Source organism: Collinsella sp. AF23-4AC, assembly GCF_003462685.1.
Taxonomy (GTDB): domain Bacteria; phylum Actinomycetota; class Coriobacteriia; order Coriobacteriales; family Coriobacteriaceae; genus Collinsella.
The window spans coordinates 266,926-282,808 of record NZ_QRVE01000001.1 but is presented as its reverse complement, the minus strand read 5'-3'; the positions used below and the strand labels follow the sequence as shown (position 1 = coordinate 282,808).

The following is a 15,883-nucleotide window of genomic DNA, read 5'->3' as shown; positions in this document are numbered from 1 at the left end:
CATGGCTGAGCTGCTGAAGGGTGCTCCCGTCGCCCGCGCGTTGACTGAGGAACTTGCTGCTCGCTGCGCAGCCCTGCGCGAGCGGGGCGTTGTTCCGACGTTGGCTATCGTGCGTGTAGGTGAACGCGAGGACGACCTATCCTACGAGCGCGGTGCGCTCAAGCGCTGCGAAAAAGTGGGGATTGAGGCTCGTCGCGTTTTGCTTTCTGCCGATGTTTCGCAGGACGAGCTGTTGGCGGCCATCGAGGACATTAACGCCGACCCAGCTGTCCATGGCTGTCTGATGTTCCGCCCGCTGCCCGCCGGCCTTGACGAGAACGCAGCCGCCGCGGCGCTCGATCCTGCCAAGGACGTTGACTCCATGACGCCGGCCTCGCTGCTCACCACGCTTTCGGGGCGTGGCGAGGGTTTTGCCCCCTGTACGGCCGAGGCCGTGCTGGCGTTGCTGGACCATTACGGCGTTGATCTGGATGGGGCCAAGGTCGCGGTCGTTGGTCGGTCGCTGGTGATCGGGCGTCCTGTTGCCGCCATGCTTACGGCGCGCAATGCGACCGTGACGACGTGTCATACGCATACGCGCGACCTTGCTGCCGAGTGTCGTGCGGCTGATATTGTGGTTGCGGCCGTTGGACGCGCGCGCACGATTGGCGCGGATGCGGTTCGCGAGGGCCAGACGATCATCGATGTTGGCATTAATTGGGACGAGGCCGCTGGCAAGCTGGTGGGTGACGTCGATTCTGATGCTGCGGAGCCGGTCGTTAACGCCATCACGCCCGTGCCGGGCGGTGTGGGCGCTGTGACGACGGCGATCCTCGCCAAACACGTGATCGAGGCGGCCGAGCGCGCATCGAAATAGGCGTTTTGGGCTGTTTGAGGGGGTTAGTTCTATACCCCGTGGACAAAAAATGCCAAATATGAGTACTGTTGCCAAGATAGTCACATATATTTTAGGTCAAATAGGCTCTCTAACGATATTTATTATCGATAGAGAGCCTATTTTATTGGACCTATGAGGAATTACATCATCTAATTTTTGAACAAATGTAGATTTTTGACATCCATGCGTAGCAAAATTGCTGTTACTAAATTGGTGACAGTACTCATATTTGGCATTTTTTGACCACGGGGGTTGCCAGCGCCGCGGTTTCGCCCTTTCTGCGCTGAAGCGATACACTGTTATCGTTTGATTTCTTCGCTCAAGGAGGATGCGCATGCCGTGCACAACGATTTTGGTTGGTAAGAACGCGAGCTACGACGGGTCGACGTTGGTTGCCCGCAACGAGGATTCGTCCAACGGGGTGTTTGAGCCCAAGCGTATGCGCGTGGTGCATCCCGGCGAGCAGCCGCGCGTCTACACGAGCGTCCTGAGTCACCTGACCGTTGAACTGCCCGATAACCCCATGCGTTACACGAGCGTCCCCGATGTTGTTCCGGGCCACGGCATCTGGGCCGAGGCCGGTTTCAACGAGCTCAATGTGGGCATGTCCGCAACCGAGACGCTCACCACCAACGAGCGCGTCCGCGGCGCCGACCCGCTCGTCGACTACGTGCCCGCCAAGGGCAACGAGGGCGAGGACGGCTATGTTCCGGCGCAGCCCGGCGGTCTGGGCGAGGAGGACATGGTGACCCTGGTGCTGCCGTATGCCAAGTCCGCCCGCGATGGCGTGCGTATCCTGGGCGACCTGCTCGAGCGCTACGGCACCTATGAGAACAACGGCATCGCCTTTAGCGACGTGGACGAGATCTGGTGGCTCGAGACCATCGGCGGCCACCACTGGATCGCCAAGCGCGTGCCCGATGACGCCTATGTGACCATGCCCAACCAGCTGGGTATCGACAGCTTTGACCTGGATGACGCCGAGGGCGCCCAGACCGACCACATGTGCTCTGCCGACCTGCGCGCCTGGATGGCTGAGTGGCATCTGGACCTGACGCTGGGCGTCGAGGGCGACGGCCCGGCTGTGGTCTTTAACCCGCGCGACGCCTTTGGCTCGCACAGCGACAGCGACCATGTCTACAACACGCCGCGCGCCTGGTACATGCAGCGCTGCCTCAACCCCAGCGACGTGTGGGATGGTCCCGAGGCCGACTACACGCCCGAGAGCGACGATATCCCCTGGAGCCGCGTGCCCGAGCGCAAGGTGACCATCGAGGACATCAAGTACGTGCTTTCGAGCCACTACCAGGGCACGGAGTACGACTGCTACGGCAGCAAGGGTACGCCCGCCACACGCGGCGCCTATCGTCCCATCGGGATCAACCGCAACAGCCAACTCGCCGTACTGCAGCTGCGTCCCTATGCGCAGCCGGCCTACCGCGCCGTGCAGTGGATGGCCTTTGGCTCCAACTCGTTTAACGCGCTGGTTCCGCTGTACGCCAACGTCGAGACCATGCCCGAGTACTATGCCGACACGCAGGCTCGCGTAACGTCCGAAAACTTCTACTGGGCCAACCGCCTGATCGGCGCCCTGGCCGACGTCCGTTTCCATGAGTGCGGTCGCGCCGTGGAGGACTACCAGGAGAAGGTCGGCGGCATGGGCCACAAGCAGATCCATGACGTCGATGCTGCCGTAGCCGCTCTGCCCGAGGCCGAGGTACCTGCCGAGCTTGCACGCGCCAATGAGGCCTTTGCCGAGCGTGTTCGCGTGGAGACCGATGCTCTACTGGGCAAGGTGCTCTACACCACGAGCTGCGCCATGAAGAACTCTTTCGCGATGAACGACAACGTGAGGTAGGGATTTCCCGTCGATCGAATAGCGCTAAAACGCTTTGTCGCTTTCACTCAATCTTGGGTACAAGAACGCCAATGCAGTTGTTTGTGATTGGAGACAACCATGGTTATGAAACTCGATCAGCTTGTTAACGGCGCCATCAACGTGGGCTTCGGCGCCGCCGCCGTTGCCGTCGAGGGCAGCAAGAAGGTTCTCGACGACCTTAATACCAAGGGCGAGCAGGTGCGCAAGGACGCAGGCGCCCCCGATATCGCCCGCAGTGTGTCCGACATGTTCGAGCAGGCGGGTGGCACCATCTCCGACCTGACCGAGCGTCTGGGTATGCAGGGCGAGACCGCGGCCCAGCGCGTGCTCGACGAGCTCATCCTGGCTCGCGTCCGCGTCATGACCGCTCCCGAGCGCACGGCCTTCCTGGCCCATGTGCGCGACATCGTCGATTCGGTCGAGGACAACGTGACCTCGGTGCCCGTCGAGTCCGTTGAGCCCGACGATGCGAAGGATACCGAAGAGGCCGAGTAGCAGCGCAGATGGCAGATTCCACCACCGATTACAACAATCTAGATCCCTTGGGTGACGAGGCGGCGGTTGTCGATGAGGTCGATGCCGCCGTCTCGGGCGCTCGCAAGAAGCCGCGCGCTGTCGATATGGTGCCAGAGGAGCCCGACGCGATGGCGCCGGACGAGGAATACCAGCTCACGCCGGCGGGTCGTCGCGAACGCATCGGGCAGATTGTTCGCCTGGTCAAAAAGTACCGCGTGTGGGACAACCTCACGCCGGTTCGTTTGCGCCGCCTGCTCGAGGAACTCGGCCCCATGTTCGTCAAGATGGGGCAGATTCTGGCCAACCGGTCCGAGATTCTGCCGCAACGCTTTTGCGACGAGCTGCGTCGTCTGCGGTCCGACGTGGAGCCGGTGCCGTACGAGGTCGTACTCAGTTGTCTGGAAGAAGAATACGGCCTGCGCCTGGGGGAGATGTTCGATGCGATCGACCCCAATCCGCTTGGTAGCGCATCGCTCGCGCAGGTGCACCGCGCTCGTCTGGTGACGGGCGAGGACGTGGCCGTCAAGGTGCAGCGCCCCGGTGCGCAGCAGGTTATGGCACAGGACATCGATATCATCCGCTCGGTGGTGCGTATCGTTTCCAAGTTCGTCAACACCGATCAATTCGTTGACCTGCACGGCGTAGTCGAGGAGTTGTGGACCTCGTTTCGCGAGGAGACCAACTTTTTGGCCGAGGCCAAAAACCTCAACGACTTCTACGAGTTCCATAAGAGCGTTCATGGCGTGACGTGCCCTAAATCCTATCTGGACCTGTGCACCGAGCACGTGGTGGTTATGGACTACGTCGACGGCATTTCGATCGCCGATCCTGAACGCTTGGTGGCCGAGGGCTATGACTTGGAAAAGATCGGTGCCGCAATCGTCGAGGACTACTCGACGCAGGTGCTCGATGACGGCTTTTTCCATGCCGACCCGCATGCGGGAAACATTATTCTCAAGGACGGCATCGTTTACTTTATCGACTTGGGCATGGTCGGACGCATGTCGAGTCACGATCGCGGTATCGTTAAGGACATGATTTTCGCCGTGGCCGAGGGCGACGTGCCCAAGCTCAAGGATTCGCTCATGCGCTTCGCCGTGACGCGTGGCGACTCGGCTGAGCTCGATCATTCGGCCTTTTTGTCCGATTTGGACTTTATCGTGGCTGACTTTGCAGGCCTTGACCTGAAGGATCTGGATATCGGCGAGTTTTTGACCTCGCTGTTAAACCTGGCGCGCAAAAACGACGTTGAGCTGCCGAGCGTGGTAACGATGTTCGCCCGCGGCATGGTGACGCTCGAGGGCCTGCTGACTGAGTATATGCCCAACGTCAACATGATCCAGATCATCCAGACGCACATCAAAAACGAAAAAAGCACTTATGCGCGCGTGCGTGATATGGGACGCGATCTTGCCGCGAGCAGTTATCGCGCGGCGAAGGGCTCACTCGAGGCGGCCGAGTATCTGGGCTTGGCTTCGCGTATGCTCACGCGCGGCCAGCTTAAGGTGAACACGCAGATCATGAGCAGCGATAAGGCGCTGCGACAGCTGGGCGGAATTATCGACCGCATGTCGATGGCAATTGTGATTGCTGGCCTGTTTATCGGTTCGTCGGTGGTGTACTACGCGCGCATCGAGCCGGTTGTGTTTGGTATCCCGGTCATTGGCTTTATGGGCTACGTCAGCGCACTGGTGCTGGCGCTTATGCTGGGCCGCAATATCTGGCTCAACAGTCACGGCGGCAAGCACTAGAGGCCGCGACCGTCACCGCATTTTCCTATCGCAAACAATAGCTTTTACCTTGGGCTTCGCCTGCGTGCGAGGCCCTTTTGCGTGATACCATACTGACGGTAATAATCGATGGCCTAGATGGTGGTGCGGAGACGCACGAATGCGCGGTTTTCCTGCGCGTTTGGGAGAATTGGGGTGCAAGTCCCCGGCTGTACCAGTAACCGTAATTCCTCTTGGCTCGGGATGTTCGTGTCGCAGATCGGACGGCGCGCCTGAGCCGTTAAGGTTAAGTCGGATCGCCTCCCATCTTGTATGCGGCTGCGGCGTATGCCGCCGGTGTGCATAGGGCTCTGGAGGGAAGGGGGACCCCGATGGGGGAACTCGAGCGCAACATGCGCGATGACGTGGGGCAGCCTCAAGGTAACGCTCCAAGTACAGACAATGGGGGACAAATGGATATGTTTGAGGACGAGCGCGAGCGCGCCTCGTTGCATCGCCGTGGCGCGATTGCACGCGGTGTAGCTAAGCGCGGCCTGGTGGCATTCCTGGCCTTCGCGATGGCCTTTGGCACCACGCCGGCTCAGCTGTGGGCCGAGGGCGCCGAGGGCATTGCCGAGGCTGTGGCTCAGGCTGCGACGCCGGACGAGGGTGCAGCGCTTGCGGGCGGTGCCGCCGAGCAGAGCGGCGCCGAGGTTTCAGATTCTGGGAGCACGCCCGCAGCTAGTGCCGCCACAACAGGGGCGGCAGCTGGCGACGAAGGCTCGGCGACGGGGGAGAACCCTGCCGCGAGCGAGCAGTCTTCGACGGTATCCGATGGCCACGCAGGATCCGCCGCCGCGGCTGCCGTCCAGACGGAGAGCCCGACAGAAACCGGCGATGTCGCCAAGAAGCAAGTCGAGGTCTCGTTCTCGATTATCGGCACCGATGCCGACGGCAAGGCTCAGACCTGGGTGGCACCTACGCAGCTCAAGCTCGACGAGGGCGCGACGGCTGCGGATGCCTTCATTAAGCTGCAGGAGAAGACGGGCTTCAAGGCAGACTACGATGCAAACACAGCATATGGGCTCTACCTCAAGAGCATCACGTCCCCGACAGATAGCCGCACGCTTGCCTACGACGCGACAACTGGTGCCTTCTGGCAGCTCTTTGTTGATGGTGCGTCTTCCTCGGTTGGCGCGAGCAGCGTCAAGCTCACCCAGGGGCAGAAGATTGAGTTTGCCTATACGGCTGGTAGCTCGTCCCCTGTCGTTAAGGACCAACTTGCTGCGAATGTGACCGTCATTGGTCGCGATGCCCAGGGCAAGACTCAGACTTGGGTCGATAACGCGCAGTATGTGGTGACGTCCGGCTCGAGCGCACTTGACCTTACGAAGGTCGCGCTCGAGGCGAATGGCATCGACGCCGTTGCTGCGGGCGCCTTCATTCTGAGCCTTAAGTACAACGGCGTTGAGCTGGGTACGCCGTTCGATTATTCGACCTGTTGGCAGCTGTTCATCAACGGCAAGTCGAGCGACTACACGGCAGACAATGTCACCATTCATGCTGGCGATACCGTTACGTGGTTCTACGGTGGCTGGGGCGACCAGTTGCCGTCCGATTCCGTCCATGCTTCCGTTCAGGTCCTCGGTAAGGACAAGGACGGCAAGCAGCAGGTTTGGGCCTCGACGGGCCAGACGAGTCTCAAGGCGGGCTCTACTGCCAAGGATCTCCTTGAGCAGACCGGCCTTACTCTCGATGCTAGCGAATCGTCTTGGGGCTGGTTCCTCAACGGCATTACTTCACCGTTCGATGGTAAGTCCTATGGATGGGATGCTGCGACCAATAGCTATTGGCGCTTCTACGTAAATGGAAAGTTCGCCGACGTTGGCGCCGGTGCCTACAAGCTCCAGGAGGGTGACGCCGTCACCTTTATGTATGGTGCTGACGCCGATGCCCTCCCCGGTCAGGTTCTTGGGTCCGTCGATGTTATCGGTCCCGATGTCAACGGCAACAATACTCGCTGGGGCTCGGCAAGCAATGTTTCCCTGCCCGAAGGCTCTACGGCCCAGGACCTTATTGAGACGGTTCTGAAGGCGAAGGGCGTTAAGTACAACGCCTCCCAGAGCGGTGCATATTGGTTCCTGAATTCCATTACTTCGCCGTTCGATCACAAGCCGTATGGCTGGGATGGTGCGACCAAGAAATATTGGCGTCTGTTTATCAACGGAGAGCCCTCATCTCTCTGCGCCAACCAGGTCACGCTCAAGAGCGGCGATAAGGTTACGCTTGCCTATACCACCGACGATTCGGCCATGCCCGATCCCGACAAGATTGTCGTGGACCCGAGTGCGACGACTCCTGATTGGGATGCCGAGTGGGCCGGCTACGGCAACAGTGGCAACGGTTCGACCGTAACGGATGCCAAGACGCCTGCGCAGGCCGCCGGTCTTAAGTGGGCCTTCGATTGGAAGGCCGAGTCTGGCCAGCAGTATGCCAACTGCAGCGAGCCTGTCATTGCTAACGGTTTTGTGTACATCGCGACCGAGAACGAGCTCATTAAGATCGATTCGTCCACGGGCAAAAAGGTTGCCTCTGCGCCGCTTGCCTCCAAGGTGAGCTATACCTCTCGTCCGATCTATACCAACGGCCTTATCATCGTTCCGCTCAACGGCGGTGCGGTCCAGGCGATTACTGCGGACAAGCTGATCTGCAAGTGGCTGACGCCTGGTTTGACGGACTTGACGCAGAGCTCCTGCACCGTGGTTTCGGACGGCGAGTACGTCTATGTTGGTACGGTCGATATTTCGTATGACGAGAACTACAACGCGACCTACGGCAACGGCTCCCTGAAGCGTATCAAGATTGCCACGGGCGAAGTCTCTTGGCAGAACATTGACCCTTCCGAGGGCTATTATTGGACTGGCGCTGCGCTGACGGATAAGTACACCATTGTTCCTACGAGCGCGGGCACGCTTAAGTGCATTGATAAGACGACGGGCGATGTCGTTTCGACCATGAAGCTCGGCGCTGTCGCAAATGCCGATTGCATTGCCGATCCGTCCAATGGTTCGACCTTCTATCAGATGACGCACGACGGAAAGCTCCATGTGATTTCGCTTTCGGCGAAGGGCGTGCTGAGCGAACAGAAGACGGTTGATCTGGGCCTTACGAATAATCTGAGCGCCCCTGCGGTGTCTGGTGACAATCTGATTGTCGGCGGACAGACGGCTACGGGCTCTGCTCTGGTTCTCTATAACCTGAAGACGGGCAAGACCACGATGGTCGCTGCTGCCGACGGCAAGGCGCTGCCGGCTGGCCTCAACGGTATTGCTGCTACTCCGCTGGTGAGTGTTCAGGGCGGCAAGACCTACGTGTACTTCACCGTGAACAGCGCGGATAGCAAGGATTACGTCAACTACTCTGCTGGTGGTGGCGTGTATCGCTATACGCTCGGCGACGCAGAGGCGACGCAGATTTATGATGCGGCCGGCCATTACCAATACTGTGACTCTCCGGTCATTGCCGATGCTTCTGGCAACCTCTACTACATCAATGATTCGGGCACGCTGTTCAAGCTCGGGGCTGTTGAGTCTTGGACGGTTGCCTTTAATTCCAACGGCGGGTCTGCTTGCGACACTAAGTTTGTGGCTACGGCCGACGGCAAGCTGGTCAAGCCGGCCGATCCGACGCGCGATGGCTACACTTTCGGCGGTTGGTTCACCGATGAGGCTTGCACGCAGGCGTATGACTTCAGTACGCCGGTGACGGCCGATCTGACGCTGTATGCCAAGTGGACCAAGAATGCCGTTAACCCTGGCGGCAATGGCGGTTCTGGCACTAATGGTGGCAACGGTGGCGCTGGCAACGGTTCCGGCGCTGGCGCTGGCACTGGCACTGGCACGGGTTCCGGCTCCGGCACGAAGGGCCAGCAGGCCGGCGGCGCTATCGCCCCGGGTCAGAAGCCGGTGACCAAGACGACGGTGTCGACCAAGACCGAGACCAAGGACAACAAGTCCGACAAGAAGGACTCCGATAAGTCCGATAAGAAGGACGAGAAGAAGTCTGACAAGAAGGACAGCAAGTCCGACAAGAAGTCCGATTCCAAGTCCGATACGGGTGCTGCTTCCACGACCACTGCTAAGAAGTCCTCTAGTGCTTCCGAGCAGGAGACTGGCACCAACCCGCTCGCCATCGTTGGCATCGCCGCCGGCGTCATCGGTCTCGCCATCGTCGGCGTGTTCGTGTTCACCAAACGTCGGTAGGTGAGGGCTTTGTCCAATAAATCCAAGGACGCTGACCCCAAGCAACCAGATTCCTCGTTTATCCAGCTTGACGATGCAAAGCAAAAGGGCGCCGCTTCGGCGGCGTCCGCCCCTCGCCGCAAGGCGCTCCTCGGCGTTCTGACTGCCGCGTGCACCATTCTGATCGTCGTCTCGCTGGGTTTCGTCCATCCTTCCACAAGCGGTGCCTGGTCTATCGACTGGATCATTCAGACCGTGTCGGGGGAGAGCGTCGTCACCAAGGACACCAAGGCGTCTGGCTCGTCTGCCGCTTCGGGCGAGGCCAGTTCCAAGGATTCCAAGTCATCGAATGACGCAAAAGATGAGTCCAAGCATTCTGATGAGTCCAAGTCCAAGGACGATTCCGAGTCTTCAAACAAGGAATCGGACAAGAACTCGGATAACAAGAAGTCCGAGGACCAGGACGGCAAGAAGTCTGGCGATAAATCCGCTGCCCAAAATACGGGAACCGGTGATACTTCCAATGCGTCTGGCGGTGCTTCTTCGGGCGGTGGCCAGTCGTCTGATGGAGCCTCATCCTCTAATGGTGGAAACGTCTCCTCGGGCGGCCAGAGCGGCTCGCAGGAGTCCAGCTACGTCACGGTGACGGTTTCGGTCACATCGAGCGCTGTGGGCAATCCTGTGTCCTCTGGTGGCACCTTTACCTTTAACGAAGGCGCTACCGTCTACGATGCCCTGTGCGCGCTGGGTCTTTCCGTCAACGCACATGGCTCGTCGTACGGCACGTATGTCTCCGCGATTGGTGGTTTGGCCGAGAAACAGTACGGCGGCACGAGCGGCTGGATGTACTCCGTCAACGGCTCAACGCCCATGACGGCCTGCAGCAACTACGTTCTCTCCAACGGCGACAACGTGGTCTGGTATTACGTTACAGGCTAGAGGCTTCGACATAGCGCGCCAGACGGGCGGTTCGGACAAACATCCGGGCCGCCCGTTTTTCAAGTGAATGGGACTGGGTCGCCGGGTCTGTCGGCAAACAAAAAAACCGGTTGGAATGGGAATTCCAACCGGTTATACATTCAAGCTAATAATGAATCGACTACGACCGTGCGCCCTCGAGGAAGAAGCGGCGGCTAAAGTAGTTGTACCAGGTGACCAAGAACGTGGCGATGGCCTTCATGGCCTGGTAGCCGATGCTCAAAAACGTGACGCCCACAAACATGTACAGGTCATTGAGGCCCAGGCCGATCACCGACAGGATGGTGAAGATCGTGAACTCGCGCTTGCGGCTCATGCCCTCGCGATGGTCGAACACGTACTTCATGCTGAGCCAGTAGTTGACCACGACGGACGTGGTAAACGAGACCGTGGTGCTCATCAAAAAGTCGAGGTGAAACAGCTCGACGAGCGCAATGAGCATACCCCAGTCGATGCCAAAGGAGACGAGACCCACGACAGCGAACTTGAGGAACTGCTTGGTATGAGGTTGTGCCAGTGCCTTGCGCACGTAATCACATCCAATGCGTTGATGAATTGAGCAGAGGATACTTTAGAGCTTTTGCAAGGGAAACGTAAGGTCTTTGCCAAGAACTATACGAACTTGCCAAATTTTCAAGAGCTAATCCGCAAACGTTGAAAATTTGCCCGTAAACGAGCAAAGCCCACGAACAACACAGCGCTCGACGCGCGTCATCCGTGGGCATCGTAAAGCTGTAAGGTTGCAAGTTACTTGGTCTCGTCGCCTTCCAGGAAGATCTTTCGGGTCACAAAGTTGTAGACCATGACAAGCGCGGTGGCGCAGATCTTGGCGATATTGGCCTCGAGTCCCAGGCCGGCGTTGAGTGTCAACACGATACCGTCGTTGAGTGCCAGGCCGATCACGGACAGCACGACAAAGATAATGAACTCGCGGCGGCGGCTTATGCCCTCCTTGTGTGCAAACACGTACTTCATGCTGGCGAGGTAGTTAAAGATGAGTGAGATGATGAAGCCGCTGGTGTTGGCGATTAGGATGTTGAGGCCCAGACCGTAGTGGAGCAGATTCATAATGCCAAAGTCGATGACCGTGGCAATGACGCCGACGACGCCAAACTTCATGATCTGCGCAAGGAGCTTTTGCATGGTACCTGCCTTAGGGTGGCGCCGCAGCGCCGTGGGGATGACAAACTCAGCAAGTTTAGCCAATCCCTGCAGACGGGGCTAGGCGCGCTCCTCGATAGCACCGTTTCTATATGCATCGAGCAGCTGACGCAGGTCTTGGATCTGGCTGCGAATCTTGGCACCGGAATCGGTGTCGCTCACCATGCGGCGACGGTCTGCTTGGTCAAAACGATTGGTCTCGCTCTCGATGTCCACGTTGCGTGTGAGTGCCTCGGCAACCGTCGTAAAGGCCCGGTGCGACTTGAGGCGGCAGCCGCGCGAACTCGAGATGAGCGTATAGCCGGCGATACCCGTCTTGGGATGGTAAGCGCGGCAGAAGCCGCCATCGATGACCAGCAGCTTGCCCTCGGCGCGGATGGGCTGCTCGCCCTTGGTGGTTTTAACGGGCGTGTGGCCATTGATGATGTGACCGGTCGGTGAGCATGCCATGGGCGCGACGCCAAACTCGCGCATGATGTCGTCGCAGACCGAGGGCGACTTGGTAAGCGTAAAGTACGGGTCCATCGGCTCGACCCAGGTGCTCTTATCGGCGATATAGGCGCGCTCAAAGGTACGCACCAGGCGTCCGCTGGCGGGTGAGTTAAAGCCAATCCACAGGTACCACATCCAGTCGAGAGCGTCGCGGTCGCCCACGCGCCAGGCGCGGCGGGCGATGTGGTCGCAAAAATCGAGATAATCGCGGCCAGCGTGCCAGGTGCCCAGGCAGTTCATGCTGCTAAAGGTGCCGTCTTCGTTGAGCGGCACGCAGCCATGGAACAGCAGGTTGCCGTTGGCGACCTTGTATATCGAGCCGTGGGAATAGAGGAAATCGATATGGCGATGCAGGTGATCGGCGGTGACAAACTCGGACACGAGCTTGTCGATGATGTGCTGCTCCTGAGACGTGAGCGTATAGGGGTCCGCCGGGTCGACGGTGGGGAAGTCGTTGGTCGTGAGCGGCCACACGCTGCCGTCGGCGAGCGTGACCGTGCCGGTGTCGTGATCGATCTTGTCGAGTAACAGGCGGTCGGTCATGTCGAACTCGGGGTGGCGCTGGATAATCTGGCCCTCGAGCTTAAAGAGCAGAACGTTGATGGCCTTGATCAGCGGGGTGATGGACTCACCGGCGGTGTAGGTGGCATCGGCAAAGGCGACAAGCTCACGCAGCGAGATTCCGTAGTCGTTCTCTAGGATCTCGTAGTTGTCGTAGCGTAGGTTGTTGCGCAGCACCGTGGCGATGCAGGCGGGCTCACCGGCCGCAGCGCCCATCCACAGCAGGTCGTGGTTGCCCCACTGGATATCGAGCGAATGGTAGGTGAGCAGGCAGTCCATAATCTTGGCCGCGCCGCCGCCGCGGTCGAAGATGTCGCCCACCAGGTGCAGGTGGTCGACGGCCAGGCGCTTGATGAGCGAGGCAAGCGACTCGATAAAGTCGTCGGCGCTGGCGGTCTCCAGAATGGACTCCACGATGCGCTCGTGATAGCGCACGCGATAGTTGTTCTCGTCCGGATGCGTGTGTAGCAGCTCGTCGATGATGTAGGCGTAATCGCGTGGGATGGCCTTGCGCACCTTGGAGCGTGTATAGCGGCTCGAAAGCGAGCGGGCGACCATGATGAGCTGGTCAAGCATCGTCTTGTACCAGGTGGGCGAGTCCTCGCGCTGGCTGCGGACCAGCTCGATCTTCTCGCGCGGGTAGTAGATGAGCGTGCACAGCTCGCCCTTCTCGTCAAAGGAGAGCGTGTCGCCAAAGATTTCGTCGACATGCTCGCGCACGACGCCCGAGCAGTTGTTGAGGATGTGCATAAAGGCTTCGTACTCGCCATGCACGTCGCTCATAAAATGCTCAGTGCCTTTGGGCAGGTTGAGGATGGCCGAGAGGTTGATGATCTCGGTAAACGCGGATTGCTCGGTGGGAAACTGTCTCGACAGCAGGCGCAGATACTTGAAGTTTTGCGGATTGCGATCGAATGCGACCATGAAACACCTTCCGATAGGGCTGGTAAAACTGATAAACAGCGTCAAACGTTTATCAGTATGCGCCGCTTTTGTTTCGATTGGGGATGGGCGGCCGAATTGTTAGCCGAACGGTTTGGTAAATCGATTTAGTGGAGGTAGATATGGCGGTTGAGTGGAGACGATAGAGGGTGTTTTCTCAGATATTTATGCGTGGGGTCGGTGGAAACGATGGTGGTAAAGATGTTCGCTATTTTTGGTTCGATTTGGTAAATAGTGGACATATGTACCGTATGTAGGCTCACTGTGCGATAATTTGCGCAGCAATGAGTAAGGAGCCTCATATGAGTGATTTTGTCCTGACCTGTGAATCCGCCGCCGATCGAACTCGGGAGTTCTTTGAATCGCGCAATATCCCTGTCGTGTGTTTTCATTACGAGCTCGACGATGTTGTCTATACGGACGATCTGTATCAGTCGATTACGCCGGACGAGTTTTTTGCCCAGATTGCCGCAGGCGCCATGCCCAAGACGTCTCAGGTGAGCGTGGGTGAGTACGAGGAGTTTTGGGAGCCGCTTGTTGCCGAGGGTAAAGACGTGCTGCACCTGACGTTGTCGTCGGGTATTTCGGGTACGTATGGCTCGGCTTGCGTTGCGGCGCAGATGCTTGCGGATCGCTATCCCCAGGGCGGCAAGGTGCGCGTCATCGATTCGCTGGCGGCGTCTTCGGGCTTTGGCCTGCTGGCGGAATGTGCCGCCGACGTGCGCGATAGCGGGGCTTCACTCGACGAGACGGCTGCCTGGATCGAGGAGCACAAGCTCAACCTGCACCACTGGTTCTTCTCGACCGATCTGTCGAGCTACCTGCGCGGCGGTCGCATTTCGGCTGCGAGCGCGATCATCGGCACGGCGCTTAAGATTTGCCCGCTTATGACGGTCGATTGCGAAGGTGGGCTGTCGCCACGTGAGAAGATTCGCACTAAGAAGCGCGCGATTTCCGAGATGGCTAAGACCATGATGGCACACGTGCAGGACGGTGCGGATTATTCGGGTAAGTGCGTCATGTCGCACTCGGCGTGCCGCGAGGATGCCGAGGCAGTTGCGGCGCTGATCGAGGAACAGATTCCGCAGCTTAAAGGCAAGATTGAGATCAATAACATCGGTACTCTGATTGGCTCGCATACCGGACCTGGTACGGTGGCGCTCTTCTTTATGGGCGACAAGCGCGTGGATTAGTTTGCCCCATCACATCGCTGCATGATTGCTCAAACGAAAACGGCCCGCCTCACGTTTGTGGGGCGGGCCTTGCTGTTGGGGTTAGCGTTTCTTTCCGCGGAAGAAGAAGCCGTGCAGTGACGGCTTGAGGCCGCGGTTGGCGCGATGCTCCTCGACGCGCTCGTGGATCGAAGCGACGCGCTCGATGACTTCGTCGGGAATCGGCACGTCGGGATTCATGTTCTCGACCTGGCTGACCTCGGCGGCGGAGACCTGGTCGATAATGGGCACATCGTCGTGCGAGATGACAGGTGTGGCGTCTTCCTTCATCTTGCGATAACGCTGCATCATGTCGGTCTGTAGCTGCTGGGCCGAAGGCGGCGTCCAGATGATGGCGTTGGCGCCGGCGGCGATGGTTTCACGGATGCTCTCGGGCGTCTTGCCGCCCGGCGCGATGAGCGGCAGGTTGGGATAGTGCTTGCGCAGCTCGCGTAGGACCTGGGGCGTGTTCTTGCCGGCGGCGATGTTGAGAATCTTGGCTCCAGCGCGCACCTTGGCGTGGGCATCGTCGTCGCAGCGAACGACCGTAGCGATGACGGGGATGTCGGCGATGTTGGTGATGTGCTCGACCATCTCGGCGGTGGCGGGGGAGTTGACCACACAGCCCGCCGCGCCCTGCATCTCGGAGACGGCTGCCATCTGAACGGAGCGCTTGCCGGTGGTGGTGCCACCGCCCACGCCTACGAAGACCGGGCACTCGGCGACGGTCAGCAGCGCCTGCGTAATGGCGGGCTGCGGCGTGAAGGGGTAAACGGCAAAGACGGCATCGGCGTTGGAGTTGCGGATGACCGCGACGTCGGTGGTGTAGATGAGCGATTTGATACGACGGCCGAAGAGCGTGAAGCCGCTGGCCTCCTCAATCTCGTCGGGCATGCGGAGGGCCGCCTTGCGCAGGCGTCCGTCGATGGGCAGGGGCTCCATAGGGAGCAGGCCGTTGGGCGTGACGGCTACCTGGGGTTCGGTGAACTCGTCTGCGAGCTCGACCTCGGAGAAATCGACCGAGGCGACAATGTCCTCGTGAACCTCGGCGGGCACATCGATGGGGGCTTGGTCGTTTGCCGCGGCAGGCGTGTCGAAAGAGCTGGTGCCGACGAAGGCGTCGACGCGCTCATTTAGATCGTTGAGGGTATCCATGGAAGCTCGATTCTATGTGATGACGGCCGGCGCGATGCAGCCGGAATTGCGAATGCTAAATCGTTTGACGAGTTGATTTTTCCCCGCCGCGCCATCCGTTAGACCGAAGGGCCGGCGAACGTGAAGGAGCTGTGGTGGCGGGTATTGAGGTGCTATCTTGA

The 15,883-nt window shown here is 59.2% G+C and carries 11 protein-coding genes; 7 read left to right on the top strand and 4 right to left on the bottom strand.

From position 1 onward, the window contains the following. Window position 1: 1 nt before the first annotated feature. The 6 genes from DWY05_RS01270 to DWY05_RS01245 all read left to right on the top strand — a co-directional run bounded on the left by DWY05_RS01270 (window position 2) and on the right by DWY05_RS01245 (window position 10,161). Window positions 2–856 (top strand): bifunctional 5,10-methylenetetrahydrofolate dehydrogenase/5,10-methenyltetrahydrofolate cyclohydrolase, encoded by an 855-nt coding sequence (locus DWY05_RS01270; RefSeq protein WP_117820464.1) that lies wholly within the window; start codon window positions 2–4, stop codon window positions 854–856. Window positions 857–1,211: 355 nt separating this feature from the next. After that, window positions 1,212–2,735 carry a C69 family dipeptidase gene (locus DWY05_RS01265; RefSeq protein WP_117820465.1) on the top strand — a complete coding sequence of 508 codons (1,524 nt, stop codon included), beginning with the start codon at window positions 1,212–1,214 and terminating at the stop codon, window positions 2,733–2,735. 99 nt (window positions 2,736–2,834) lie between these two features. Then, window positions 2,835–3,251 (top strand): hypothetical protein, encoded by a 417-nt coding sequence (locus DWY05_RS01260; protein ID WP_055250902.1) that lies wholly within the window; start codon window positions 2,835–2,837, stop codon window positions 3,249–3,251. 8 nt (window positions 3,252–3,259) lie between these two features. After that, window positions 3,260–5,023, top strand: a complete 1,764-nt coding sequence (locus tag DWY05_RS01255) for an AarF/ABC1/UbiB kinase family protein (RefSeq protein WP_117639742.1) — start codon at window positions 3,260–3,262, stop codon at window positions 5,021–5,023. A gap of 431 nt (window positions 5,024–5,454) precedes the next feature. Further along, window positions 5,455–9,243, top strand: a complete 3,789-nt coding sequence (locus tag DWY05_RS01250) for a DUF4430 domain-containing protein (RefSeq protein ID WP_158558676.1) — start codon at window positions 5,455–5,457, stop codon at window positions 9,241–9,243. A 9-nt stretch (window positions 9,244–9,252) separates the two neighbouring features. Then, complete coding sequence (locus DWY05_RS01245; RefSeq protein ID WP_233503973.1) at window positions 9,253–10,161, top strand: DUF4430 domain-containing protein; 909 nt, start codon at window positions 9,253–9,255, stop codon at window positions 10,159–10,161. Window positions 10,162–10,321: 160 nt separating this feature from the next. Here the strand turns inward: DWY05_RS01245 and DWY05_RS01240 are convergent, their stop codons facing one another. From DWY05_RS01240 to DWY05_RS01230, 3 genes are all read right to left on the bottom strand, one after another. Further along, entirely contained in the window at window positions 10,322–10,729 is a 408-nt protein-coding gene (locus DWY05_RS01240; protein ID WP_117634919.1) for a GtrA family protein, read from the bottom strand. 218 nt (window positions 10,730–10,947) lie between these two features. After that, complete coding sequence (locus DWY05_RS01235; protein WP_117629590.1) at window positions 10,948–11,343, bottom strand: GtrA family protein; 396 nt, start codon at window positions 11,341–11,343, stop codon at window positions 10,948–10,950. Window positions 11,344–11,421: 78 nt separating this feature from the next. Next, window positions 11,422–13,338 carry a fructose-1,6-bisphosphatase gene (locus tag DWY05_RS01230; RefSeq protein ID WP_117837159.1) on the bottom strand — a complete coding sequence of 639 codons (1,917 nt, stop codon included), beginning with the start codon at window positions 13,336–13,338 and terminating at the stop codon, window positions 11,422–11,424. 320 nt (window positions 13,339–13,658) lie between these two features. On the opposite strand from DWY05_RS01230, the gene DWY05_RS01225 reads away from it, so the two are divergent. Continuing rightward, window positions 13,659–14,549, top strand: a complete 891-nt coding sequence (locus tag DWY05_RS01225; RefSeq protein ID WP_117820468.1) for a DegV family protein — start codon at window positions 13,659–13,661, stop codon at window positions 14,547–14,549. Between the two features lie 81 nt (window positions 14,550–14,630). Here DWY05_RS01225 and DWY05_RS01220 read toward each other — a convergent pair whose 3' ends face one another. After that, window positions 14,631–15,722 (bottom strand): hypothetical protein, encoded by a 1,092-nt coding sequence (locus DWY05_RS01220; protein WP_099431937.1) that lies wholly within the window; start codon window positions 15,720–15,722, stop codon window positions 14,631–14,633. Between the last annotated feature and the right edge of the window lie 161 nt (window positions 15,723–15,883).

What these genes read in the sequence shown, in the direction of transcription:
- DWY05_RS01220 (WP_099431937.1), bottom strand. Translation starts at nt 15,722, where the DNA reads ATGGATACCCTCAACGATCTAAATGAGCGCGTCGACGCCTTCGTCGGC.
- DWY05_RS01225 (WP_117820468.1), top strand. Translation starts at nt 13,659, where the DNA reads ATGAGTGATTTTGTCCTGACCTGTGAATCCGCCGCCGATCGAACTCGG.
- DWY05_RS01265 (WP_117820465.1), top strand. Translation starts at nt 1,212, where the DNA reads ATGCCGTGCACAACGATTTTGGTTGGTAAGAACGCGAGCTACGACGGG.
- DWY05_RS01260 (WP_055250902.1), top strand. Translation starts at nt 2,835, where the DNA reads ATGGTTATGAAACTCGATCAGCTTGTTAACGGCGCCATCAACGTGGGC.
- DWY05_RS01235 (WP_117629590.1), bottom strand. Translation starts at nt 11,343, where the DNA reads ATGCAAAAGCTCCTTGCGCAGATCATGAAGTTTGGCGTCGTCGGCGTC.
- DWY05_RS01270 (WP_117820464.1), top strand. Translation starts at nt 2, where the DNA reads ATGGCTGAGCTGCTGAAGGGTGCTCCCGTCGCCCGCGCGTTGACTGAG.
- DWY05_RS01230 (WP_117837159.1), bottom strand. Translation starts at nt 13,338, where the DNA reads ATGGTCGCATTCGATCGCAATCCGCAAAACTTCAAGTATCTGCGCCTG.
- DWY05_RS01255 (WP_117639742.1), top strand. Translation starts at nt 3,260, where the DNA reads ATGGCAGATTCCACCACCGATTACAACAATCTAGATCCCTTGGGTGAC.
- DWY05_RS01250 (WP_158558676.1), top strand. Translation starts at nt 5,455, where the DNA reads ATGGATATGTTTGAGGACGAGCGCGAGCGCGCCTCGTTGCATCGCCGT.